This window comes from Blastocatellia bacterium, assembly GCA_016713405.1.
Classification (GTDB): domain Bacteria; phylum Acidobacteriota; class Blastocatellia; order Chloracidobacteriales; family JADJPF01; genus JADJPF01.
Window position 1 is genome coordinate 183,599 of sequence record JADJPF010000003.1, and the last position, 25,067, is coordinate 208,665.

24 protein-coding genes and 1 pseudogene are annotated in these 25,067 nt (G+C 34.7%); 9 read left to right on the top strand and 16 right to left on the bottom strand.

Features of this window, described 5'->3' with window-relative positions:
- Positions 1-258: 258 nt before the first annotated feature.
- The 3 genes from IPK14_04095 to IPK14_04105 all read right to left on the bottom strand — a co-directional run bounded on the left by IPK14_04095 (position 259) and on the right by IPK14_04105 (position 4,021).
- On the bottom strand, positions 259-1,116 hold the full coding sequence (locus IPK14_04095; protein ID MBK7992606.1) for a WG repeat-containing protein: 858 nt from the start codon (positions 1,114-1,116) through the stop codon (positions 259-261).
- Positions 1,117-1,127: 11 nt separating this feature from the next.
- A complete protein-coding gene (locus IPK14_04100; GenBank protein ID MBK7992607.1) occupies positions 1,128-2,654 on the bottom strand; it encodes an amino acid permease in 1,527 nt (508 codons plus the stop codon).
- 401 nt (positions 2,655-3,055) lie between these two features.
- Positions 3,056-4,021 (bottom strand): hypothetical protein, encoded by a 966-nt coding sequence (locus tag IPK14_04105; GenBank protein ID MBK7992608.1) that lies wholly within the window; start codon positions 4,019-4,021, stop codon positions 3,056-3,058.
- Between the two features lie 387 nt (positions 4,022-4,408).
- On the opposite strand from IPK14_04105, the gene mpl reads away from it, so the two are divergent.
- The 3 genes from mpl to IPK14_04120 all read left to right on the top strand — a co-directional run bounded on the left by mpl (position 4,409) and on the right by IPK14_04120 (position 7,897).
- On the top strand, positions 4,409-5,818 hold the full coding sequence (gene mpl, locus IPK14_04110) for a UDP-N-acetylmuramate:L-alanyl-gamma-D-glutamyl-meso-diaminopimelate ligase (GenBank protein ID MBK7992609.1): 1,410 nt from the start codon (positions 4,409-4,411) through the stop codon (positions 5,816-5,818).
- Between the two features lie 60 nt (positions 5,819-5,878).
- The gene (locus IPK14_04115) at positions 5,879-7,063 is read left to right on the top strand and encodes a hypothetical protein (protein ID MBK7992610.1); all 1,185 of its coding nucleotides are present in this window, start codon (positions 5,879-5,881) and stop codon (positions 7,061-7,063) included.
- Positions 7,064-7,189: 126 nt separating this feature from the next.
- Positions 7,190-7,897: a Uma2 family endonuclease gene (locus tag IPK14_04120; GenBank protein ID MBK7992611.1), complete on the top strand. Its 708-nt coding sequence runs from the start codon at positions 7,190-7,192 to the stop codon at positions 7,895-7,897.
- 3 nt (positions 7,898-7,900) lie between these two features.
- On the opposite strand, the gene IPK14_04125 is transcribed toward IPK14_04120, so the two are convergent.
- Together IPK14_04125 and IPK14_04130 are read right to left on the bottom strand one after the other, a co-directional pair.
- Positions 7,901-8,053 (bottom strand): hypothetical protein, encoded by a 153-nt coding sequence (locus tag IPK14_04125; protein ID MBK7992612.1) that lies wholly within the window; start codon positions 8,051-8,053, stop codon positions 7,901-7,903.
- A gap of 26 nt (positions 8,054-8,079) precedes the next feature.
- Entirely contained in the window at positions 8,080-8,571 is a 492-nt protein-coding gene (locus tag IPK14_04130; protein MBK7992613.1) for a GNAT family N-acetyltransferase, read from the bottom strand.
- A 188-nt stretch (positions 8,572-8,759) separates the two neighbouring features.
- Between IPK14_04130 and IPK14_04135 the strand changes: the two genes are divergently transcribed.
- From IPK14_04135 to IPK14_04155, 5 genes and pseudogenes are all read left to right on the top strand, one after another.
- Positions 8,760-9,554, top strand: a complete 795-nt coding sequence (locus tag IPK14_04135) for a patatin-like phospholipase family protein (protein MBK7992614.1) — start codon at positions 8,760-8,762, stop codon at positions 9,552-9,554.
- Positions 9,555-9,557: 3 nt separating this feature from the next.
- Positions 9,558-10,283 carry a metallophosphoesterase gene (locus IPK14_04140; protein ID MBK7992615.1) on the top strand — a complete coding sequence of 242 codons (726 nt, stop codon included), beginning with the start codon at positions 9,558-9,560 and terminating at the stop codon, positions 10,281-10,283.
- 97 nt (positions 10,284-10,380) lie between these two features.
- Positions 10,381-11,649, top strand: a complete 1,269-nt coding sequence (locus IPK14_04145; GenBank protein ID MBK7992616.1) for an alkaline phosphatase family protein — start codon at positions 10,381-10,383, stop codon at positions 11,647-11,649.
- A gap of 27 nt (positions 11,650-11,676) precedes the next feature.
- Positions 11,677-12,093: a DUF2809 domain-containing protein gene (locus IPK14_04150; GenBank protein MBK7992617.1), complete on the top strand. Its 417-nt coding sequence runs from the start codon at positions 11,677-11,679 to the stop codon at positions 12,091-12,093.
- Between the two features lie 80 nt (positions 12,094-12,173).
- Positions 12,174-12,973 (top strand): annotated as a pseudogene (locus IPK14_04155) (Uma2 family endonuclease).
- Here IPK14_04155 and miaA read toward each other — a convergent pair.
- The 7 genes from miaA to IPK14_04190 form a co-directional block, all read right to left on the bottom strand.
- On the bottom strand, positions 12,968-13,852 hold the full coding sequence (gene miaA, locus IPK14_04160; protein MBK7992618.1) for a tRNA (adenosine(37)-N6)-dimethylallyltransferase MiaA: 885 nt from the start codon (positions 13,850-13,852) through the stop codon (positions 12,968-12,970). The pseudogene IPK14_04155 and the gene miaA overlap by 6 nt on opposite strands.
- Before the next feature lie 85 nt (positions 13,853-13,937).
- Positions 13,938-15,281, bottom strand: a complete 1,344-nt coding sequence (gene glmM / locus IPK14_04165) for a phosphoglucosamine mutase (protein MBK7992619.1) — start codon at positions 15,279-15,281, stop codon at positions 13,938-13,940.
- A gap of 32 nt (positions 15,282-15,313) precedes the next feature.
- Complete coding sequence (locus tag IPK14_04170; GenBank protein MBK7992620.1) at positions 15,314-16,300, bottom strand: hypothetical protein; 987 nt, start codon at positions 16,298-16,300, stop codon at positions 15,314-15,316.
- A 17-nt stretch (positions 16,301-16,317) separates the two neighbouring features.
- Entirely contained in the window at positions 16,318-17,163 is an 846-nt protein-coding gene (locus tag IPK14_04175; GenBank protein MBK7992621.1) for a TIGR00159 family protein, read from the bottom strand.
- Positions 17,164-17,593: 430 nt separating this feature from the next.
- On the bottom strand, positions 17,594-18,079 hold the full coding sequence (locus tag IPK14_04180) for a tetratricopeptide repeat protein (protein MBK7992622.1): 486 nt from the start codon (positions 18,077-18,079) through the stop codon (positions 17,594-17,596).
- An 88-nt stretch (positions 18,080-18,167) separates the two neighbouring features.
- Positions 18,168-19,322 carry a hypothetical protein gene (locus IPK14_04185; GenBank protein ID MBK7992623.1) on the bottom strand — a complete coding sequence of 385 codons (1,155 nt, stop codon included), beginning with the start codon at positions 19,320-19,322 and terminating at the stop codon, positions 18,168-18,170.
- Between the two features lie 30 nt (positions 19,323-19,352).
- Positions 19,353-19,610: a hypothetical protein gene (locus tag IPK14_04190; GenBank protein MBK7992624.1), complete on the bottom strand. Its 258-nt coding sequence runs from the start codon at positions 19,608-19,610 to the stop codon at positions 19,353-19,355.
- 93 nt (positions 19,611-19,703) lie between these two features.
- Here IPK14_04190 and IPK14_04195 point away from each other — a divergent pair, with 93 nt between their 5' ends.
- On the top strand, positions 19,704-21,407 hold the full coding sequence (locus IPK14_04195; protein MBK7992625.1) for a PAS domain-containing protein: 1,704 nt from the start codon (positions 19,704-19,706) through the stop codon (positions 21,405-21,407).
- A 6-nt stretch (positions 21,408-21,413) separates the two neighbouring features.
- On the opposite strand, the gene IPK14_04200 is transcribed toward IPK14_04195, so the two are convergent.
- The 4 genes from IPK14_04200 to IPK14_04215 all read right to left on the bottom strand — a co-directional run bounded on the left by IPK14_04200 (position 21,414) and on the right by IPK14_04215 (position 24,988).
- Positions 21,414-22,853: a sigma-54-dependent Fis family transcriptional regulator gene (locus IPK14_04200; GenBank protein MBK7992626.1), complete on the bottom strand. Its 1,440-nt coding sequence runs from the start codon at positions 22,851-22,853 to the stop codon at positions 21,414-21,416.
- Between the two features lie 129 nt (positions 22,854-22,982).
- The gene (locus IPK14_04205; protein ID MBK7992627.1) at positions 22,983-23,735 is read right to left on the bottom strand and encodes an OmpA family protein; all 753 of its coding nucleotides are present in this window, start codon (positions 23,733-23,735) and stop codon (positions 22,983-22,985) included.
- 48 nt (positions 23,736-23,783) lie between these two features.
- The gene (locus tag IPK14_04210) at positions 23,784-24,266 is read right to left on the bottom strand and encodes a DUF4878 domain-containing protein (protein ID MBK7992628.1); all 483 of its coding nucleotides are present in this window, start codon (positions 24,264-24,266) and stop codon (positions 23,784-23,786) included.
- A gap of 92 nt (positions 24,267-24,358) precedes the next feature.
- Complete coding sequence (locus tag IPK14_04215; protein ID MBK7992629.1) at positions 24,359-24,988, bottom strand: hypothetical protein; 630 nt, start codon at positions 24,986-24,988, stop codon at positions 24,359-24,361.
- Between the last annotated feature and the right edge of the window lie 79 nt (positions 24,989-25,067).

Consider the following 25,067-nt stretch of genomic DNA (forward strand, 5'->3'; position numbering starts at 1 on the left):
ACTTCTTTCTGCTTGTAATGAATTGGTCAGTAAAGGAAGAAAAATTATTGAAACTTTTATTAGTGTTTTTACTAGTTCTATAAATGCTGCTTCTACTCATGTTCGTTCCATTAGCGGCTTTCTCACTAATTTAGTTTCTAAAATCACTGCTTTTAATCTCGCTAATTATCTTAACTTATTACTTGCTCAACCTGTTTTGCACATTTCTTCTATCGTTAATTAGCTTTTGGTTAACTAGCACAAGTCGTAACTAAATATTTAACATATCCAGCCTTGAGAATTTATTCCAACTAGTGCTAGACCTTCTGAGAAAGCATTTACCCAGTCATATTGTGAGCGAAAAATTACTTGTCCGGTTTTATCAATATAACCCCAGTCATTTTTAGCAAACCTAACCCCAGCTAAACCATCGGAAAAAGTCCAGCCAAATTCAAATTGTGGAGTAATAACCATTTCCCCTAAATAATTGATATAGCCCCACTTACCTTTAATCCCTACACCTGCTAGACCTTCAGAAAATGCCCACCCACAATCAAATTGAGGTTCTATTACATATTTGCCTGTCATATCAATGTAGCCAAACTTATTATTAATCGCTACTCCTGCTAATCCTTCAAAAAACCTGGATGCCCAATCATATTGAGCTTTAATTACAATTTCTCCCTGCTTATTTATAAAACCACATTTATTTTTATTAATTCGTACTGCTGCTAGTCCTTGGGAAAAATCATCTACCCATTCAAATTGCTCTCGGATTACATTGTTACCATTTTTATCTATATAGCTCCATTTTCCATTAGTTCTTACTCGTGCCAATCCTTCAACAAATCCACCAGCATTATCAAACTCAGGTTCTATAATCATTTCTGCTTTTTGATTTATATAACCCCATTTTCCATTTATTCCTACACAAGCCAAGTCTTCAGAAAATGCACCTGCTCCATTATTAAATTGGTGAGGGATTACTAAATTTCCAACTTTATCTATATAACCCCAAAGCCCATTATTTCTAACACTTACAATGCCTTGTCCAAAACTTCCTCCTCCTTCATAAAGGAAATCTATTACTTGTTTTCCCGATTTATCTATAAATCCATAATTTATATTACTTAGCATATGTTTCTTGCTTAAGTTGAACTTTGGTTTTCTTTATTTAAGGTTGAATGTCTTGCACCATATAAGAAATAAATAATAAGTCCAGCAGCCAACCAAACAATAAAACGTTTTATAGAAGTTGGAGGTAAATAATAAATTAGCAATAAACAAGAAAGAATACCTAATACTGGAATTACAATTCCAAATGGTACTTTAAAAGGTCGTTCTCGATTAGGATCCTTTACCCTTAAAATAATAATTCCTACACAAACTAGAATAAAAGCAAACAAAGTCCCAATATTAGTTAAATCTACCATCGCTTCAATACTAGATACGCCAGCAGTAGCAGCAACCGCAATACCTGTTAAAATTGTGGTGACATGTGGAGTCTTAAACTTTGGATGGATACGAGAAAAAACTGGTGGAAGTAGTCCATCACGTCCCATAGAAAAGAAAATTCTTGGTTGTCCTAATTGAAAAACTAGCAATACTGCTGTATTTGCTACTACTGCACCAAAAGCGACGATTCCAGCAGCAACATTTAAGCCATTATATTTTAATGCTATAGCTAATGGTTCAGCAGCACCTTCCGCTAGTTTTTGATAAGGAATCATTCCTGTAAGTACAGCAGCAACAACAATATAGAAAATAGTGCATACTATAAGCGAGCCAATAATCCCTATAGGCATATCTCGTTTAGGGTTTTTCGTTTCTTCTGCTACCGTCGAGACAGCATCAAAACCTATGTAAGCAAAGAAGATAACCGAGGCACCTGCTAAAATTCCAGACATTCCATTAGGTGCAAAAGGTTGCCAATTTTCTGGCTTAATATAAAAAGCCCCTACAAAAATAAAAAACAGCAAAATTATTATTTTAATTACTACCATTAAGGTATTAAATCCAACACTTTCTTTAATCCCTACTACTAAAATAGCAGTAATGGCAAGCACAATAAAAACAGCAGGTAAATTAAAAATTATCGGTATTCCACCAATGTTTGGAGCAGCAGCTAAAACTTGTTGCTTAAAGGCTAAAGCAGCTTGATATTTTTCCTGATTAGCTGGATCAGGCAGTACAAAAACGGAAGTGTAATTAGTAGACAACCAAATAGGGATATCAACACCTAACCCCCTTAGGAGTTCCTTAAAATAACCGGCCCAACTTATTGCTACCGCAACATTACCAACAGCATATTCAATAATTAAGTCCCAACCTATAATCCAAGCTATCATTTCTCCAAGCGTGGCATAAGAATAAGTATAAGCACTACCAGAAATAGGAACCATTGCTGCAAATTCAGCATAACAAAGCGCGGTAAAAGCACAGGCTACACAAGTAATTACAAAGGAAATCATTAAAGCAGGCCCTGCACCCAATCTTTCTGAGTCGCCTAAAGCAGCCGTGCCAACAGTAGCAAAAATACCTGTTCCAATAATCGCCCCTATGCCTAATAACACTAAGTCAAATGCTCCTAAAGCTTTTTTTAGCCCTTTTTCAGAGTCTTGAGCTTGAGCTATTAACACATCTAGGTTTTTTGTCCGAAATAGATTTTTGAACATTTCTTGCCTCCAAGCAGGTAGGTGGATAAAGCTAGGTTAGTTAGGTTAATTGCATACAATAGCCTAAAAAATATTATGTTAATAGCTAATTATGCAACTCAGCTAATCCTGTCTAAAGCTTACGAAAAAACCTTATTTTTTAACCCTATTTAAGAATTAAGAAAAGCATAAATCTTAAAATTAAAAGTTTTTCTAATTTTATAAAAGGTTAAAAATCCTCTCTTCAAAAGCAAGAAATTTATCTAAATAATTTGTCTAAATAATAAAGGCAAGAGATATTTAGCTCTTTTAGTTTTATTTGATTAACTTATTTTAATTTTTACTAATATTTTGTAAGCTAATGCTAATGGGTTTTTAAAGCAGATTTTTGGCAAATAAATTGAAGTTTCTTGTAAGCATGATCAAAAGCCCTGGTTAACAAAACAACCTTTAGCTACAGTTTCTCTTAAATTCATGCCATTCCATAAAGCTGTACATTCTGAAAGAACTCCAGATGCAGGCGTACTATTTACACCAAACTCAAATTCATTCAAAAAGTTATCTGTTGTGTCACTATCAAAATCTGTTTTTACTTCAAAACAAGTAAAAGGATCTAAAGCATAATGACCTGTAATAGAAGCATTAGTAAAGTCTTTACGTTTAGTTCTAATATTAGCTCCTGCTCTCCAAACACTACCAACTATGTCTATATATGCTTTAAACGTTATTCTTGGTAATGCCCCAGCAGATGGAATGGATATTTGGGAAGGAATAGTTTGCATTGCAGCATTTGTAGTAAAAGACGCTTTGGAAACGATCTTGCTTAACTTATTGTCAATCACTGTTTTGCTTACTTCTGCTTTATTAATAGATAAAGATTCTCTATCATTTGCTAGCACAATCTCTTTTGCATTAATACGAGTACCAGCAATTGTTAAAATCCCGTCTGCATCCGTGATTAAGTCAAGAATAGGATCTTCAAAACTAAAAATAGATTTTCCGTTTTCATCAATTCTTTCATAAGAAGAAACACATCTTACGGTTCCACGCATACCAGAACTTTCGTCTTTTTCCATTAAAAAAGCTTCTGACAAGTAGTTAATAAGTTCGTCTTCATCCTTAAAAATGTTTCTACCTGGTTTTAAGTAGCCTTTGCCATAAGGAAACCTGACTTCTACTTTACTACGACCAATAGCAGTAATTTCACAATTAGAATCTGTAGGCAATTTAAGATTTATTGTTGAGCTTATAGGTTTTGGAGATTTTCCAGTTGTTTTAGTTGGTAAAGCTAATAAATCAACTGGATTAGTAAGTAAACTAGCTGTAGTTATTAAAGATAGGTTTGTAAGAAAATTTCTACGAGAATTGTTAATATTATCTGAATTCATTGATATTTTTCCTTTAAGTTTTTAAATTAAGAAAAACCCTAAGATTTAAAAATAAATATTTCGGCAGATGAGCATCTAAACCCTAGGAAAATAAGGGTTTTCCAGGACACACAAAACCGAAATCTTTTTCTTAAAACCTTATAAAGTTGTTCTCGCTAACATGACAAAAGCTAAAAACACAATATAACAACTAGCTAAAAATTTTTACCAAATTTTTAGCTATATTTGGAGTTTATTAGTTAAGAAGATAATTTTTATCCAATCACCTAATAAATTTTAGCTGCTCAAAAACAAACATCTAATGTGCTAGATTAGCTTAAAAAGCTAGTAACAGAGTGCTAGAATCTCTCGCGTTTTTGAATCAATTAACTTTTAGGAAATTTACTAATGTCAACACCTCATTATCATTTAATTGGAATTTGTGGAACTGCAATGGCTTCGCTAGCAGGAATGTTAAAAGCAAAAGGTTTTCGTGTAACTGGTTCAGACGCTAATGTTTACCCTCCAATGTCAACATTTTTAGAGCAACTAGAAATTCCTGTAAACCAAGGTTTTTCAGCAGATAACTTACAGCCTCACCCTGATTTTGTTGTTATTGGCAATGCAATTCCTCGCGGTAATGCAGAAGTTGAATATACTCTTAACTCTCGCCTTAGATATGTTTCTATGTCAGAAGTATTAAAAGAACAATTTATTCGTGGGCGACACTCTGTTGTTGTTGCAGGAACACATGGAAAAACTACAACAACCTCGCTAATGGCTTGGGTGATGGATGTTGGCGGATTAAATCCTTCATTTTTAATTGGAGGAATTGCAGAAAATTTTGGTGTAAGTTTTCGAGTTACTGATAGCGATTATTTTGTAATCGAGGGTGATGAGTATGACACGGCCTATTTTGATAAAGGGCCTAAGTTTATGCACTACCTACCAATTACTGCAATAGTAAATAATGTTGAATATGACCATGTAGATATTTACTTTGACTTTGAGCTTTATAAACTAGCCTTTCGACGCTTTATAAATTTAATTCCTAGCAATGGTCATTTAATTGCTGGTGTTGATAGCGAAGTAGTCCGCGAACTTTTGCCCCGTGCATTTTGTCCTGTAGAAAGTTTTGCCGTTGATAGTGATAATGCTGCTCGTTGGCAAGCAAAAGATATTTGTTATGTTGATGGAAAAACACAATTTACTGTATTTTATGATGGTCAAGAATACGCTCAATTTACTACTTCACTAGTTGGTGATTTTAATATCCGCAACTCTTTAGCTGTAATTGCAGCAGCAGAAAAACTTGGTATTGAAAAAGAAAAAATTAAGCTTGGTATTGACACTTTTCGCAGCGTCAAACGCCGTATGCAAGAGCGCGGGACGGTTGCAGGTGTAACGGTTATTGACGATTTTGCTCATCATCCAACAGCAGTAAAAGAAACTCTTTTAGGCGCGCGTAAACGCTATGCAGATCAAAGAATAATCGCCGTTTTTGAACCCAGGTCTTTATCAGCACGTCGTAAACAGTTCCAAGCAGCCTATGAAGAAGCTTTTCAAGTCGCAGATATGACAATTATTGCAGCACTTTTTGAGCCTCACCGAGTAGCACCTGAAGATCAACTCTCCCCACAAGAAATTGCTGATAAATTAACCACTCAAGGCCGTCAAAGTTGGTCAATCCCTGAAGTTGACCAAATAGTTTCTCACCTAGAAACTATTGTAAAGAGTGGAGATATAATTATGGTTATGTCAAATGGCGGCTTTGGTGGAATACATGAAAAGCTATTAGAAATGCTTAAAAATAAATAATAGATATTCTTCAAAGAGAGTTTATAATCCATTTTGGTTATTTCAAATAGGTGTTAACTAGTGAAAGAATCCAAAAATACAGGTCAAAAAAACCAAAACATTTTGCACCATTACATTTGCCCTAGCTGTGGTGCTGATCAAGAATTTGAGCCTAAAGATGGTTGTTTATCTTGCGCTTACTGTGGACGGCAAGAACAAATCCCTGAAAGCGATGAGGCTGTAAAAGAGCATTCATATAAAGACTATTTACAACCTCAAAAACAAAAAACAGCCCTACTAGCACAAAATGCAATAGAGGCTACTTGCACTAGATGTAGTGCTTCTATTATGGTTATTCCACCAGATATTGTAGGAGATTGTTCTTTTTGCGGTACAAAAATCATAGCTCAACCAAAATCATCGAATCCTCTTATAGCTCCTGAAGCTATATTGCCTTTTAATATCACTAAATCCCAGGCTACTGATAATGTAAAAAAATGGATTTCATCCCGTTGGTTTGCCCCAAACGCGCTAAAGCAAATAGCTACACAAAGATCTATAGAAAGTGTTTATATACCTTTTTGGACATATACGGCTTATACAAATAGCCATTACAAAGGCGAACAAGGGGAATATTACTATGTAGAAAAAGGACGAGGGCAAAACAAGCGTCAAGAGAGAAAAACAAAATGGTACAAAGCCAAAGGCCAAGTCTCTCGATGGTTTGAAGATGTTTTAGTTCCAGCTATTACTTCTCTTCCACGTAAATATCTTGATAATTTGGCACCCTGGGACTTAAAACAATTAAAACCTTATGATCCCGCTTTTCTTCCTGGTCATAAAGCTCAACGTTACCAAATAGAGCTTGTAGATGGCTTTGAAACTTCTAAAGAAATAATGGCAAGCACAATAGAGGAAGATGTAAAGGAAGATATTGGAGGTGATACTCAACGAATCTCTAAAATCTCAACTCATTATTCTGCAATCACTTTTAAAAGCGTACTTTTGCCCGTTTATGTAGTAGCTTACTTGTTCAATCAAAAAAGCTATCAAGTTTTAGTTAATGCAAGAACAGGTGATGTTCAAGGCGATAGACCTTATAGCATATTAAAAATAGTTCTCTTCTCACTACTTTCAATAATTCTGCTTATAGGTCTTATTATTGTGTGTGTAGCAATTCCAATAATCCCAATAATTATTATTTTTTTATTAATAGTAGGGTTGATTGGTTGGGTTATATATGAGCAAATTAAAAAATCAAAGTAAAAGTACAAGGATGATAAAATTAATTAACTTGCATTTTAGTCTAAATAATACTAATAATTTATTTGCCCCTGTTAAACCAATGACTAGATATTTACCCAAGGAATAAAGCTTATGTCAAGCACAGCAATGATAAATACAGACCTAGAGATAATATATCCTGAAAGAGATGGTCGTCCAATGGCAGATAATACTAGGCAATATGAGTGGATAGTGTTAATAAAAGAGGGTTTAGATTCGCTATTACAAGACTTTGTAGCAGCAGACATTTTTTGGTATCCAGTAGAAGGAAACCCAAGAATAGTTCAAGCACCAGATGTAATGGTAGCTTTAGGTAGACCAAAAGGGCATCGTTCCTCTTATAAGCAGTGGCAAGAAGATAATATTGCTCCCAGAGTAGTTTTTGAAATACTTTCTCCTGGAAATACTTTGCCAGAAATGTTTAACAAACAACGTTTTTACCAAAGATATGGTGTAGAGGAATACTATGTCTATAACCCTGATTCTAATGAAATGTGGGGTTATTTTGGTCAAGAGCGTTGGCAAGAAATAGATAATTTTAATGGTTGGGTTAGCCCTTTACTTAACATTAGATTTGAGCTTACTTCCGATAATTTAATCATTTATCGCCCTGATGGCAAACGTTTTCTTTCCTTCTTTGAGCTTGAACAGCAAAATCAACAGCTTGAACAGCAAAATCAACAGCTTGAGCAGCAAAATCAACAACTTGAGCAGCAAAATCAACAACTAGCCCAGGAAAAAGAAAACTTATCTGCAAAAGCTGAACGCTTAGTTGCAAGACTCAAAGAATTAGGAATTGATCCTGAGCAGGTTTAGAGGTTAAGATTCTAAAAACTTCCTTTGTCGGCTTTTTGTGGCTAGGTCTTCATCAAATATAACTTTTTGACCGCGTATTATCAAAATTTGTTTTTTTATTTGTTTTTTTATAAGAATAATGGACTGTTGTTCTTGAGGTTCTTTCTTCTTTGGCATATTGCCCACCTGTATTTATTTTTAACCTATCGAAGCCGAGCCATAAAAAAAGCGTCTACATATTCACCTTCACGAAAAGAAAACTTAACTAGGCGGCCCTCAATTTCAAAACCAAATTTTTTATATAAAGCTATTGCTGCATCATTATCACAATAAACTTCTAACTCTAAGCGCAACAGATTCAACCATTTGTCAGCTAAATTAACAGACTCTTTCATTAAAGCAGAACCAACGCCTTTTCCTTGAAAATCATCCCTGACAGCCATTCCCAATTGACCAACATGGCGGCGGCGAGGATTATCAGGAAAAGTATGTATTCCTAAAGTTCCTGCTATTTCATCTCCAACACAGGCAACTAGGCTAAATAAGCCTGCTGGCGGATCGGCTAACTTTTTACGCCATAACTCTATGGAAGGAAAAGGAAGTTGTGAAGTACCCCAAATAGCCTTTGGGCCAACAAAAATTTTTTGCACCTCAAGATAGTCTGTAGGCTCAAGTCGTCTTATAACAATTTCCATAATTTTAATTTTTTCTTAATTTTAAGAACAAAGAGCAGTATAAACATTTTAGACGGTAACATTTTTAATAAACCTTTATCAACGATTAAATTCTGCTGCATCAAATCAATTACAAAAGTTTAATGCTAGATTAAAATTTACAAAAAACTGTAATTATTCTAGCAATTTAGTTTTTAGGAGTTCTAAAAATGAAGCCAGATCGTCCAAAAATTGGTTTAGCTCTCTCTGGTGGGGCTGCACGTGGTATTGCACATATTGGTGTTTTAAAAGTGCTAGAAGAAAATAACTTTCCCATAGACTTTATTGCTGGGACTAGCATGGGATCAATCATTGCTGGTGCTTATGCTGCGGGAATGAAAATCGGACTACTAGAAGAAATTGCATTAAGTATTCGTTGGGGAGATGTTAGCAAAGTTTCTTTTTCTCGTCTGGCAATTATGACTAACAACCCTTTAGAAAAATTACTGCGGCGTTTAATGCCTGTTTCAGACTTTGCTAAAATGAAGATTCCCTTGGCAATAGTAACAGCAGATGTTCAAACCGGCCAAGCTGTTGTTTTTACTAAAGGTGATGCAATCCGAGCCATTCGCATTAGTTGCAGTGTACCAGGCTTTTTTGCTCCAGAAATTGATAGCGAAGGCCGAATGTTAGTTGATGGTGGAATAGTTCAAAATCTGCCTGTTGATGCTACTAGGTCACTTGGAGCAGAAAAAGTTATTGCAATTGATGTTAATTCAGGTGTTGAAATGACTTCGCATCCTGCTAACATTTTCCAAATTTTAATGCAATCCTATATGGTTATCGGACGGGGATCAGCAGCTTTTCAAGCTAGCCATTCAGATTTACTTATAGAGCCTAATATTGGGCGAATAAGAGTAGACGAATTAGAGCGAGCCGCAGACTTAATTGCTGGAGGAGAAGCAGCTATGATAAAAGCGTTACCAGCAGCAAAAGCATTACTAGAAAATATAGAAAAAGCTTAACTTATGAGAATTTTTGCAATAGGTGATTTACATCTTTCACACGCTAAACCAAAGCCAATGTGGGTTTTTGGTGAGCATTGGCGAGATCATGAAAAAAAAGTAGCTGAAAATTGGTCTAGTATTGCCCAAAAAGATGACATTTTATTAATTGTTGGTGATATTTCTTGGGCTATGCGACTTGAGGAAGCGCGAGCAGATTTAGATTATTTAGCAGCTTTGGCAGGACAAAAGATTATCTTAAGAGGTAATCATGACTTCTGGTGGCCGTCTAAAAGTAAGCTAGAAAGCGTTTTAGACCCTAGCATTAAATTTTTACAAGCTAGCTCATTAATAATTGACAATGTTGCAATTGTAGGAACTCGCGGTTGGCAATGTCCCGGTCAAATACCCAGTGCAGATATGATGACAGAGGGTAAGGAATTTAGCTATACTGAAGCAGACTATAAAATTTACCAACGTGAAGTTGCTAGATTAAAACAAGCACTAGAGTCATTAAAAGGTAAAAAATACCAGCATTTAATTGTTGCCCTACATTATCCTCCAATGAATGCCCAACATGAGCCAAGTGGCTTTACAGAACTGATTGATAAATATTCTGCCAAAACTTGTGTTTATGGACATCTTCACGCTGAAGCAATTAACTTAGCTTTTAATGGGAATCGTAACCAAACACAGTATCAATTAGTTAGTGCTGATAGTGTAAGCTTTATGCCTAGACAGATTTTTTAACTAAATTGAAGCTAGCTGAACTAGTCGCTTTGGCTAATGAATGCTATGCTTTGAAATTTCGCAAGTAACAAAATAACAATTAAGGTTAAATAAGATAGTGTTTTTTCGATTTTCACAAAAAATTTTAGCCAAAAAATTTTTAATCCTCTGGCTATTTTTTATATTTTGGAGTTGTAAACAAGCAGATATTAAACCTGCTCAAGGTAAAATTGCGGACTTAAAACCTACAGTTATATTAATTTCCTTAGATGGTTTTCGTGCAGATTTTCTTAACAAAAATACTACCCCTATCCTTTATCAACTAGCTTCAGACGGCGTTAGAAGTGAGGCTTTAATTCCTGTATTTCCTACAAAAACATTTCCTAATCACTACACAATTGTTACAGGTCTATACCCAGAGCATCACGGCATCGTGTCAAATAGAATGTATGACCCAAAATTAAATAAATATTTTCCAGGCTCAGACCGAGAAGAAATTCAAAACGCTGCTTGGTGGGGTGGCGAACCTATTTGGATTACGGCTCAACTTCAAGGCCAAATTAGCGCAACTCTTTTTTGGCCCGGTTCAGAAACTACAAACGGACGTAATGCCAATCATTGGCTTCCTTATGATAAAAGCATGTCTTACCGTGATAGAGTTAATCATCTTTTAACTTGGCTAGACCTTCCACTAGAAAAACGTCCTACATTGATTACTTTATATCTAGAAGAAATAGACGAAATTGGTCATGACAATGGCCCAGATTCGCCAAAAATCAAAGAGGGTCTTTCTTTAATAGAAAATACTTTGCAAGATTTAATCGCAGGACTAAAAGCTAGAGGTATTTTTGAGCAAGTAAACTTAGTAATTGTTTCTGATCATGGAATGGCACAACTTTCAGAGGATAGAGCAATTTATCTGGACGATTACTTAGACTTATCAAAAATTAAAGTCGTCCAAGAGTCGCCATTAGCCTGGGTTTGGCCTAAAGAAGACGAGCTTAAAGAAGTTCATCAAAAATTATTAAAATCTCATCCAAACTTAAAAGTCTATCTTAAAGAAGAACTTCCTGAAAAATATCATTATCGTAATAATGATAGAATCCCTCCTCTTATTGCAATTGCTGATGAAGGTTACTTTATAACAACACATGGGATTATGAAATCTTTAGGGCGTACCTTTGCCAGTGGTGGAACACATGGCTATGATCCAGATTTGCCCTCAATGCAAGGAATTTTTATTCTTCACGGGCCCGCTTTTAAGAAAAACTTAGTCGCCCCTCCTTTTAGAAATATCAATGTTTATAATGTTATTAGCAATGTTTTAAGCTTAAAACCTGCTCCAAATGATGGTTGTACAGATTGCTTTCAACATCTGTTAAAGTAAAAATACGCAACTAAAAATATTTAATTGATGTTAATTAACAAATCCATCAAAAGAAACCGTTTTGTTTATTTACTTTTGACGCTGCTAGTAATTATCCTTGGGCTAGCTTCCCGTAAGTTTGCAAGTTTCCTACCTTCATTTGTTAATCTCTATGTAGGTGATAGTCTTTGGGCATTGACGATTTTTTGTTTTGTAGGCGTAATTTTTCCAAAAGCAAAAATTTGGCAAAACTTTTTAATCACGCTTATTTTCTGCTATTTTATTGAAATCACACAGCTTTATCATTCTCCTTGGATCGATGAATTAAGACGTAACCAACTAGCAAGTTTAATTCTTGGACGCGGTTTTTTATGGAGTGATTTAGTTTGTTATACTGTAGGAGTAACTTTTGGGTTAGCTTGCGAAATTGCTTACTTAAAATTTCTAAGCAAAAGAAAAAATTAAATCCTTTTTTTAGATCGTTGCAGGAAATCAAAGTAAGAAATATAATCAAAAAATAAAATAGATCATAAGAAGAAACACATATGAGCAAAATAAGAATAGAAAACAATGTGTTGGACAAAAAAAATCTGCCAACAATGTATGATTTACCTAGCGAAGAAGTAGGAGAAAGCGGATTGCCAGACATATTTCATATTTTTCAATCACAGCTTCTTAGAGAAACATTTCAACCCCTAACTATTCACCAAATGAGGTATTTGTAGCAACGGATTTAAATCTTTATTTTGATGTAAATCATCCAAGCTGGTATAAACGCCCTGATTGGTTTGCTAGCGTTGGTGTTCCTAACCTCTATGAAGATAAAGACTTACGCCTAAGTTATGTCGTTTGGCAAGAACAAGTTACACCGCTTGTTATAATTGAACTTCTTTCCCCTAGCACTGAAAATGAGGACTTAGGCAAAACTACTAGAGCTAAAAAAAGTAGCAGAAAAGGTAAAGAAGAAGAAATCCCGCCCAAATGGGAAGTTTACGAATCTATCCTAAAAGTACCCTATTATTTTACTTATGATCATCTAACAAAAAAAATACTAGCATTTCAGCTAAGTAGTGATGGATATATTTCTTTTTTACCTAACAGCCAAGGTTTTTACTATTTGCCTGATGTTGAGCTTTATTTAGGCTTATGGACTGGCTACTATGAAAAGGCTTCTACAATCTGGCTTCGTTGGTATGATCAACATTTTAATCTTATTCCTACTCCTTTAGAGCGAGCGCAAGCCGAAAAAGAAGCTTTAGCTGAAAAGCTTGTTAGTGCTAATAAGGAAAAAGAAGCTTTGTTGGCAAAATTAAAAGCTTTAGGCATTGATCCTAGTAGTTTATGAATGTGGGATTATTCCTATTATTTTTAATACTTCTGAGACTAATTTTTCCTCATTTCCAAAAGCATTTAGCCAATTTACTCCGCTGGTGTGTCGCCACCAAGTAAGCTGGCGTTTAGCATAATGGCGAGTATCAAGTTTTGTTTGTTCAATACAACTTTCTAAGCTACGCTGGCCTTGAAGGTATTCAACTACTCGACGATAACCATGACCACCAAAAGCTTTTGCATTTGGTGGAACACCGCATTTTAATAGATTTTCTACTTCAGCAATTAATCCATCGTTAAACATTTTATCTACACGAGTATTAATTTTGTTATAAAGCTCTTCTCTAGGAGGGTTTAGGGCAAAAATACAAATTCGCTTAACAAATGGCAAAGCTTCAGGCATTTTTTGTTGCCATTCAGTTATGGAACGTTTGGTTTGAAAATAAACTTCTAAGGCTCGAATACTTCTTGACCAATCTTTAACGGCTATTTTAGCGGCTGCTACTTTGTCAAATCTCATTAACATTTTATATATGTGTTCTGGGCCTTTTTTGGTCAAAATAGCTTTTAGTCGTTCTCTAAGTTTTAGGTCTGTGGTTAATTGCTCGTCAAATAACGAACCTTGCAAAGCACGCAAGTAGAAACCTGTTCCACCAACTAGTAAAGCATAGTTATTTTGCTCTTCAATTTCTGCAATTTTTGTTGTAGCAGCACGTGCATATTTTCCAGCAGTAAAATTTTCTGTTGGGCCGACAATATCTATTAAATGATGTGGTATGCCCTGCATTTCTTCTTTAGTAACTTTAGCTGTAGCAACATATAAACCTTGATAAACTTGTACAGAATCAAGATTTATAACCTCCCCACCTAAACGTTTAGCTAAAGCTATTCCCAAAGCACTTTGCCAGAGGCAGTTGGCCCAACTATTGTAATAATTGGATTTCCTACTTCTTTTGGTATTAATTGACTCATAATAATAGTTAAATTGTTTCTTGAATAATTTTAGCTAAGTATTCTGCTTGAGCAGTAATTTCTGACAAATTTTTACCTTCAATCATTACCCTAGCTAAATTTTCTGTTCCAGAATAGCGAAGTAGTAGCCGACCTTGACCAGCTAACTCACTTTCTACTTTTTTGGCAGCGTCAACGATTGCAGGAATGGAAGAAAAAGCAGGTTTACTTTTAACTTTGACATTAATTAATACTTGAGGAAATGTAATAAAATCCCTGCTTAACTCGCTTAGTTGTTTTGTTGGGTTGCTAGCTAGCACATGTAAAACTTGTAAGGCTGTAACAATACCATCTCCAGCAAGACTTATATGAGGGAAAATAATATGTCCAGACTGTTCACCACCAACTATAGAATCTGTTGCTAACAGTTCTTCTAGTACGTATTTATCCCCAACAGCGGTACGCTTTAGATCTATATCTAGGTTCTTTAGTGCAATTTCTAAGCCTAAATTGCTCATAACAGTAGCAACAATTAATTTGGGATTTAAGTTTTGATGGATTAGAAAATGTCTAGCTAAGATATAAAGGATTCGATCCCCGTCTACTATTTCGCTTGTTTCATCAACAAGCAAAGTGCGGTCAGCATCACCATCAAAAGCAATGCCTAGAGAACAGTTTTCTTTTTTTACCAATTCTTTTAAGTTATTTAAGTGAAGAGATCCACAATTCTCATTAATATTTTGCCCATCAGCTTGACAACCTATTAAAACAAGTTCTGCGCCAAGATCTTGAAATAATTTTGTAGCAAAATTTATAGCAGCACCATTAGCACAATCTAACGCGATTTTTAGACCTGAAAGCTTTAAGTTTTGAGCAATTTCTTTTTTAAGAAAATCTAAATAATGAATAGGAAGTTCGCTTAAGAAATTAATAGGATTTAGTGAGCTATCGTCTAAAATAGGCTGACTTGTAAGTAGTTTTGATTCAATAAATTCTTCATCATGTTCATCAAATTTGCGACCTGAAGGAGAGAAAATTTTTATTCCATTATCTTCATAAGGATTATGCGAAGCAGAAATTACAATTCCAACATCATAACCAAAATTTTTAGTTAAATAAGCAATGCCTGGTGTTGTTATAACGCCTGCTGAAACAACTTCAGCACCTACAGATATTAGCCCATTGCCTAAAGAAGTTTCAATCCAGCTACCTGAAGCGCGAGTATCTCGGCCAATTATAGCTTTAACTTTACGGTTAAGACGATTTTCTAAAAGTTCGCCTAATGCTTGACCAATAGTAAAAAGTGCTGTTTCTGTAAGTGGAAATTCTCCTGCTTTAGTTCTAATTCCATCTGTGCCGAAAAATTTTGGCATTTTTAACTGCTCCTAAAAATTTTTATTAATTACTAGCGGTGTTTTTTGATTGAAATCTGCTCTGGATCAATCTTTATAATTGTGACAGCGTTACTTGCTGTGGGAGGAAGATTAATTCTTGGTGTTGCAACCGAAGTGTCTGGTAAATCTTTAACTTCTATTATTGCTGAAACATTAGCAGGTGAAAGACTTTCTATTATAGATTTTCGACCTTCTAAATCAACCGTAACTGTTAAAGGACTAACACTAACTTTTTCTTCACTAGGATAAATATGTACAGGAATATTAGTTAATTTTCTTTCAATACGAATTTGTCCGATATCTACCCTAACTTCAATCTCAGGTGAACCAATAATGTTTACTTTAGGATCTCTTATATCTAAGTTAGGACGTTCAATAAAACTAATACGATGTTCAGATAAAGAAATCGTTTCTGTTGTGACTTCATCAATATTATTGACGCGGCTTTCTGGCCCTTTAATAGTCACAACACTTGGGTTAACGGAAACCGATGTAGATTCATAATCTTCAGGAACTTTACCTGTAAAACGTGCCACAACTTTAACTTTTTTCTCAACAATATGTTCAATAGTTAGTCTTGTCCTTTGAGGCTCAATGCTAATGACATCAATAGGTTGAGGAGAAATTATATCTGTATTTGAAAGTTGAATTACTCTTTCGCCAGGTTTGATATTTGCAAGCGAAACCCTAACAGTTAAAAGATCTGCTCTTAAATTTTCTATTATTTCTTTTGTCCCTTTTATACGAATATTAGCAGTTTTAATAGAGTAATCATCTGCAATTATTAAGCCTGGAGTTAAATCTATATATTCAATAGGCACAGCAAGCAAAGTAGTAGAAATAGTTTCTTGTTTAGAGACTGCACCCCATAAAACAACAGCTATTAATAGAGATATGATGGTTAAGATTTTATCTTCATAAAAATATTGTCTTAAAAGATTTCCAATCACACCAATAATAGAGCTAACTAATTCTGATAGCTGCTGCCATAGCTGCACTTTTTATATACCTCCCATTAATCTTTGCTAGCAAAAGGACGTGCATTAAAAACAGGTTGTTTAGCAGGATTAGTTGATAAACTTTTATCTAAAGGGTTAGCACTTAGGTCTGGAGAAAATGAAGCTTCTAAGCCATTACGACTACTAGATTTTTGAGGCTCTAAAGCCCGAACTAGCATAGCTCGTAGTTTACCACTATCTAAATTACGAATAATTTGTCCACGTTCAACAAAAGAAATTACACCCGTTTCTTCTGATACAACAATAGCAATAGAATCATTTTCCTCTGTAATACCAATAGCAGCACGATGTCTTGTGCCTAGTTCTTTAGCTAGTCGTGGGTTAAGTGTTAGAGGTAAAAAACAACTAGCAGCAGCAAGTCGGTTATTACGAATTATTACTGCACCATCATGAAGTGGAGTATTAGGATTAAAGATTGTCACCAATAAATCATAACTTGTAACAGAATCTAGCTTAACGCCCCGGTTAATATGGTCTTGTAGCCCAACATTACGTTCAACAATAACTAAAGCACCTATTTTTTCAGAAGCTAAAGAAGTAGCCGCCAAAATAATCTCATCATAAAACTCTTTATTGCTTTTGCTATCACGATTAGCGCGAAAACCTAGAGAAGGAAGACGAAAATTTTTACCAAAATGGGCTAGTGCTGTACGTATTTCTGCTTGAAATACTACGATAATTGCAATACCTAAATATAAGACAGCATTTCTAACAACTACTTGCACCGTTTGTAGTTGAAAATAGCCTGAAACTACATAAAGAAAAGTAAAAAACAAAATTCCATATAGAATTTGTACTGCACGAGTCCCGCGAAGCAACTTTAGTATTTCAAATACCAGCATAAACACTATAAGAATGTCCAACAAATCCAGCCATTTAAACTGGGTTAGAAAGTTGGGCAAACTAATAGGAAAGATAGAAGCCATTTCATTACCTCAAGAATGTTTGCTGATAATTTTGTTTGTTAGGGACAAACCAAAAACGCTTCTCTAAATAAATAGTTTCACAATGTAACTAAAATAATATGGAGCTATAAATAAAACCAAACAAAGCTATTAAGAGTTCATCTTATAAAATTTTAGCACTTTTTATAAGTAGTTGGCTGACCAAATGTTAGCGGCAGTAGGATGCAAGATCGGTTTTTTAGGTTGGTCTGCCGAGTTTTGGGGCAAACAATTGGTTATTAATAAATTATAGTTTTTTTTAAGTGTATTATTGCCGACTCATTACAGAAAATTCAAGCTTTAATTGGCAAGTTTTAAGATAAAAATTTTATTTTTCTTTTTCTAAGTTAACAAGTAGTTCTTTTAGAGCTTTAGCACGGTTAGCAAAAGGATTTTCTCCCGTTTCATCTAGTAAAATGGATTTGTCTAAATATTTTTTAGCTTCCTCTAAATTACCATTTTCAAAATAAAGCTCTGCTAAATTTGTGGTGGCAGCAATGTCTTGTGGGTTAAGTTGAAGTGTATATAAAAATTCCCCTGCGGCTAAGTCTTTTTCTTCCATTCTCATATAAAGCGCGGCTAAGCAACTATGTACAAAGGTGTTTTCTGGGTCAATTACAGATAGTCCAACAAGCAAATCTTTTGCATCTATGATATTTCCTTGCTCGGCTAATTGGCAGGCTAAAGCACTACAAGCATAAATTTGCTCATCACTCATTGACATTGCAGCCTTAGCAGTTGAATGAAGTTGCAAGGGACGAGGAAGGGAACGTCTCAAGGTGTTTAACATTTGCGTTAACTCTTTATTTGCCATTAATTTAGTGTCCTCAAAACACAAGCGCGGGCAACTTGCCCGCACTCATAAAATTTCAAATAAATTTCTAGTAATTAAATACTTTAGCTTAATCAACTAACTTATGGTCTACCATATAAGCTAAGTAAACATTGTCATACATATGATAACCAAATGGGTTTAATGTGTCACGTACAGAAGCTAGAGTTTGACTAAGAATTTGTGATCCTAATTTTCCTAAGAATTTTCCTGGATTGCTCTTTAAGCTTTGAATATCATCTGCGCCAAAATCATGAATTACTGTAGCAACAACATCTTTATCATGTCTAAGCATTTCAAAATTAGGTCTGCTTAATTCACCTGGCCCTTGTTCGCGGTTGATTTTTGTTCCATAAGGCTCACCTTTTCCAGATAGAAAAATATCTTCAGTTGTAAAGTAATCGCCTATGGTTTTGCTGCTAGCTGTACGTGGGCCGGGTGGGACGTTGCCAACAACATGACCTGGATTTGTTAGGTCTACTGGACAACCTGTTAAAGCAACTCGGACATTTTCACTCATTAACTGCTTAATTTGACTATCGCTATAGCCATTTTCTTTCATTTTTGTAATTGCAAGTGAAACGGCGTGTGTAGTCATAATTGTACCTTGGCTATAACCAACTAATTGCAATTTTTCAGGAGGATTTTTAGTTAGATCTTTATAAATTGCATTGGCTAATGTTTCTGTTGGCTTAGTTGGAATCCCTAAGAATAGCTCTTTAGCACATTGGAGTAGGTCTATTGCTGGGCCTTCAGTAGAATTATTAATAAAATTTACATTTTTATTTAGAAATTGCGCCGTTTTATTACCCATATCTGCACGAGTTAGTTCATTTGTAGCAATACCATTTACAGCATAAACTTTTGGTACAGTAGGAAGATTTTGACCTTTAGGATATTGCTCAAGTTTGCCATCATTTTTTAAGTCTGGAGTTAATTTGCTAGTTAGTGGAATTGTTCCAGCAACTAACTTTAATAAATACTTTAAGTTATCAAAGGAAAGTGGATTTTCAGGAAATCCTGCTCTTGGTGTTAAACTAGTAGTATTTGAGCTTAATTTAGGGAAAAGTTTTGATCCTAAAGATAGAATATCTTTAACTTTAGGTAGAAAACCTATAGAGTCAACCCCAGAGCTTTGATTAAGGTTTTGTGTTGCTGGTTTATTATCAGACTGATTAACAGGTAAATCCAACATTCTGCCGATATTATTAAAATTAATTGCCACAACTCCTCCAAATAACTGCAATATAATAACTTAAATAAATTTAACTTGATCTTGACTTTGACTTACTCGATTTAGTGCATTAGTAAAATTAGTTAAACTTTCACGATTGCGATAATAGACTTCTACTAATTCTTCTTTACTTAGGTCTATGGGTGGAATAACTGATTTTGGATCAAGTATCCATTGCCAAACTAAGACTTGTCGGGCAATATCTACTGGCTCAATAGCTTTTTGTGCTAGATTTTTAAGGCTTGGGATGCTTTCATCAACCAAATTTTCATCAGTCATCAATTAAATTACCTAAGAAAAGGATTTTACTGACTGAATTATCGTTCATTTTATCAGGTAAGTTGCTTGGACTTTGCCGGAGATTATAAAGCTATGCTAACCAAAGAATTACCTAATCCTAATAATCGCTCTGGGATCTCGCTAATTTTAATAATTGGGTATGCTACATTACTTTCTCTTATTATAACTTCTGGTTTTATAAGTTCTTATCAAGTTAGCCTTATTAGAAGTTCTGTTACCAATTTAGAGCAAGATCATATAAATCAACTTAATACAATATTTAAGATTCGAGAACTAATTTCTGAAATTTATTTTGAAGCACGAGACATAGTTAGATTAAGACGAGCCGACCCCAACATAAAACAATTTACTGCACTTCCAACTAATCTTAACTCTGAGCTAGAAAAACAACTACAAACAATAGAAGATTCAAGTATTAGCAAAACTGATGAATGGAAAAAGTTTAATTTATCCCTAGCACAATTTACTAAAACAGCTATTAATCCTTTCTACTTTCAAATCAATGGTTTAGCCCACCAACAAGAAACTTTTAAAGAACTTGATGAAGTAGTAAAAAAAATCCGTTTAGAAAGAACAAAGATCGCAGATCAAAGCAATGCCCTACAACTAAATGCAGAAAAAGCTATTAATACTACTACTAATGTTAGCATCGCTGTAGGTTTAATCGTAGCAGGTTTAACAGTAGTAGAAATCCAAAAGCGACTCCGGCAATTACAACTATCTTTTCGAGTAATTAGTCAGGCCCGCGAATTTAACCGCAATATTATCAATGGTGTAGTAAATGCTTTATTTACACTTGATACAAGCGGAAGTATTTCTAGCGCAAACCAAGCTTTTTACAATTTATTTAATTTAACACCTGATGTTTTAGGTCGTTCCTATCAAGATTTCTTAAAAAATGAAGCAGAACTTTATCAAAAAATCACTGAATTATATGAAAACAGCAATATTATCAATAATAATTACTGCGGTAGAATTAACTTAATGCCTAATGATAAGCTTTTACGAGCAGATTTATATATAACAGCACTTAAAATTAATGAGCAGCCTATAGGATTTATTCTAATACTAGTGGATGTAACAGAAATGGAACTAGCCCAACAAGAACGCACCCGTAACCAAGCCCTAGTTGCAATTGGACAAATAGCCGCACAGGTAGCACATGAAATAAAAAATCCTTTAGGCAGTATAAAACTAAACCTTACTTATTTAGGGCGTACAATTGCTAAAAATGAAGAAGCTATAGAAGTAATTTCTGAAATTCAAAGCGGCGTTGACCGACTTAATAAAACCATTTCTGAGCTATCTACTTTTGTTCGTCCAAAAGAATTAATGCTTTCTAACATAGATATAAATCTTAATATTGAAGAACAGTTAGCATTTATTAAAGACAAAATCCAAGAAAAAAATATTCAAGTAGAATGTCAGTTTCAGTCTGATTTACCTTTAATAAAAGCCGATAGTCATGAATTAGGCAAAGCTTTTATTAATTTTTTGGTTAATGGTGTTGAAGCAAGTAAAGAGGCAGGAAAAATTATTATTGCTACTAAATCACTAGAAAATAAGGTTTTAATTAGTTTTACAGATTTTGGTATAGGAATGACTAGGGAAACAATTGCAAGAATTTTTGAGCCATTTTTTACCACTAAACCAACTGGTACAGGTCTAGGAATGAGCATAGCAAAACGAGTTATTGAAATGCACAAAGGTAGCGTTCAAATTAATAGCAAAATAGGCGAAGGTAGTCAAATAAATATAGAACTGCCAATAACTTAAAAGCTTTTAGCTTTCTTGCTCTAAAGAACTATCATCCGTTTCATCAGTTAAACCATGTTTTTTCATAAGGCTATAAAGCCTAGCTCGGTAAATACCTAAGCTTTTGGCTGCTGCAACTTTATTCCAATTAGTTTTTTCTAAAACATATAAAATCGCTTTTTTTTCTATTTCATCCAAAGAAAAATTTGTTAATTCTTTGCTACTAAAAACTAAATCATCTATAGAGCTTTTTTGCTCCACTACGCTAGTAACGTTACTGTTAACAATTTCTGACATTCGCTCTAAATAAATATTTGCAGGGCGAATTTCTTCTTCACGACAAAGCAAAACGGCTCTTTCTAAAACATTATGTAGCTCTCTAACATTACCGGGCCAACTATAGCTATACATTAGCTCATAAGCATCAGGTGTAATTCCTACAATTTTCTTTTGGTATTTTTCATTAAAACGTTTGATAAAAGTTTCTGCTAGAAGCGGTATTTCCTCTAAACGCTGTTTTAGAGGAGGAATTTTTATAGTAATAGTATTAATACGGTAAAAAAGATCCTGTCTCATTGTGCCTTTTTCTACAGATTGGTTTAAGTCTCGATTAGTAGAGCAAATTAAACGAAAATCTGCTGGTATTTCCTTACTACTTCCTACTTGGCGGTAGCTACGATTTTCTAAGATACGTAGCAGCTTAGGTTGTAATTCTATAGGCATTTCGCCTATTTCATCTAGTAGCAATGAGCCACCATTAGCAGCACCAATTAGCCCTTGTTTAGCATCTACAGCACCAGTAAAAGCCCCCTTTAGATGTCCAAAAAGTTCAGACTCAAAAAGGTCTTTTGGTAGTGCAGCACAATTTACTTTAATAAAACTTTTCTTAGCTCGTAAACTATTGTAATGAATAGCATTAGCAACAAGTTCTTTTCCCGTGCCAGATTCACCAATAATTAGCACATTTGCATCCGTCCCAGCAACTAAATCAATGGTTTCAAAGACTTCTTGCATCGCCTGACTGCTACCAATAATAGAATAATATTCATTATTTTTTCTAAGCTGTTTTCTAAGGTTTTCTGATTCAGCAACTAGCATTCGACGTTCTAAAGCTTTGCTAACTAGTAGTTCTAGCTGTTCAGCATCAACAGGTTTTTCTAAAAAGTAATAAGCTCCTATTTTAATAGCTTCAATGGCTCGTGCTAGCGTTCCATGTGCTGAAATGACAATAACTTCTGTAGTAGGACAATGCTCTTTAGCAAAACGAATAATGTCAAAACCATCTCCATCAGGCAGATTAAGATCTGTCAAAATCAAGTCAAAATCATCATTCTTAATAGTATTTATCCCACTAGTTAAGGTTTCAGCTATTGTCACATCATAATTTAGGCTAACTAAAACTCGCCGCAAGGCTTTAGTTATCAGGTTGTCATCATCTATGCAAAGTATCTTGGGGAGAGATTTCATAAATTTCGCTTGTTTAATTGCTAATTTTATTTAGACATAAACTTTATATTAGAACATCAAAAACAACTGAGAGAAACTTTGACTCCCAGTTGTTTTTAACATTTTGCTTTTTATAACTAGAAAATCTCTTTAAGGCAAGACATTTAACTGCCCTGATTTAATGCCTTCATTAACAAGTAATCTAATTTCTACACGTCGGTTTTCTGCACGACCAGATTTTGTCTTATTATCAGAAATAGGTTTAATTTCTCCTACACCTACCATATTTATTTTATAAGACGGAACATCTTTTTCTACTAGGTATTGAAACACAGATTGTGCGCGTAGTTGGCTAAGTTTACGATTAGCATCAACACTACCTGTAGCATCTGTAAAACCTTTAACTTCTAGTATATAGCCATTTTGTCCTAAAATTTCATTTACTATTGCATCTAGTTTTGCTTTGCTTTCATTTGTTAAGGTGTGTTGGTTAAGTTTAAAGTTAATGGTTATAATTTGTTGCTCTTGCCAATTATCTAGTTTATTTACTCGGCCATCTACCTTAGCAGTTTCTGCCAGAGATTCTTGTTTAGCTAAAGAAGCTTGGCGTTTTGCTTCTTCTTTTGCATCTTCAATACCACGACTGCTACGTTCATCTAAGTCTGAAAGGTCTGTTTGTAATTTTTTAGTTGTTGTATCCAAAGTATTTGCTTGGTTTTCTAAGTTATCTGTTTTGTCTTTTAGCCCTCTTACACCGCTTTCTAGCTCTGTTGCCCGACCTTCTATCGGCGAAACCCTTTCATTTACAGTAGTTCGGACATATTTTTTGCTAGCACAAGCTGGAGCAAAAGTTAAAAAAAGCATTAGTGCAAACATTAAACTAGTAATAGATTTGATAGACATTTTAAGAAATCCCCCTCATTTTTAAGTAAGTCCTTTAAGTATTAAAATTTATTCCCCTGTAGTCGTTTCATCTATGTTTACTTTCCAGCGATTATTTTCTTTCGTTAAGCTAATTCGGGCATAACTAGGCGCATTGCTAGCTTTAACCTCTAAACTAGCTTGATCTGTTAAGATAGTTTCATTACGAAAATCAAATGATGTTACATTATTAGCTAACATTCCTTGAGCATCTTGGTCAACAATGCGTTTTAGAGCTTGATCTAAGTTAAGGTTTGTACTTGTGCTAGCTTGTTGTAGGTTTGTTAGGCTTCTTTGAGATAAGTTTTCTCTAACAACTCGGTAATTTCGCTCGCGTACAGCTTCTAGGAAATTTTTAGTAACTTCTGTTGGTGTAGCAATTTTTTCCGCTACTACAACAGGTTCAGTTTTAGGACTAGTGTTTTTTACATTAGTTGCTTGTGTGCTGCTACAACCTGTTAACGCCAAAGCAGAGACAAAAATAAGCAGACAAATACTATTAAGCCATTTCATTTTGGTATCCTCCAAAGTTAATTTTTATTTTTTGCTGAAAAAAAGAGTCACCTTAAAAACCTTCTTTAAGGTGACTTATTCCAAGAACAGCGTTAATAGGGATTAGAGAGTTGCACTAGTGAATTACTACCATTAGCTAACAGACTGCCAACCATCGCCCCTTGAGGGCCGCTTAATCTTTGATATGGATCATTACTAAAATTAACATTTCTAATTAGATTAGGATTATTAATACTAGCATTATTACCGCTAATATTTTGCGCAGGTACTTCCCTATTAGCAAAATTTACTGGTCGAGTTTGTGGGTTACGACTTGGAGCTTTTAAGTCATTACGAGTTAAAGCATAAAGCGTAGAGCTACCACCACCAATTAAAGCACCAATTCCAGCACCTTTTTTGCCACCTATTGCAGCACCAAGACCAGTGCCTACAAGACTACCAGCAGCAATTGTGCTAACCATACGGGTTTTACGACCATAGCCAGAGTCACGTTTAGCAAGTGAATGTGCTGTTAAAGCACCGCCGCCTATTAACGCACCAGCAGCAGCCCCTCGACCACCGCCTATTAATGCACCAACTCCGGCCCCAAGTGCTGTACCAACACCAATTTTTGCAGCAGTCCTAGTTTTTGAATCACGTCGCTTTGTTTCTCTAGCTATTGCTGGAGACATTACAGTTATTATTAATATGAATGAAATGATTACTGAAGAAAGCTTATTCATTGCGATACCTCCTAAGTAAAATTTTTATAACTGTTTGAAAATTAAAAGTTTATTTATTTTATTTATTTTATTTATTTTA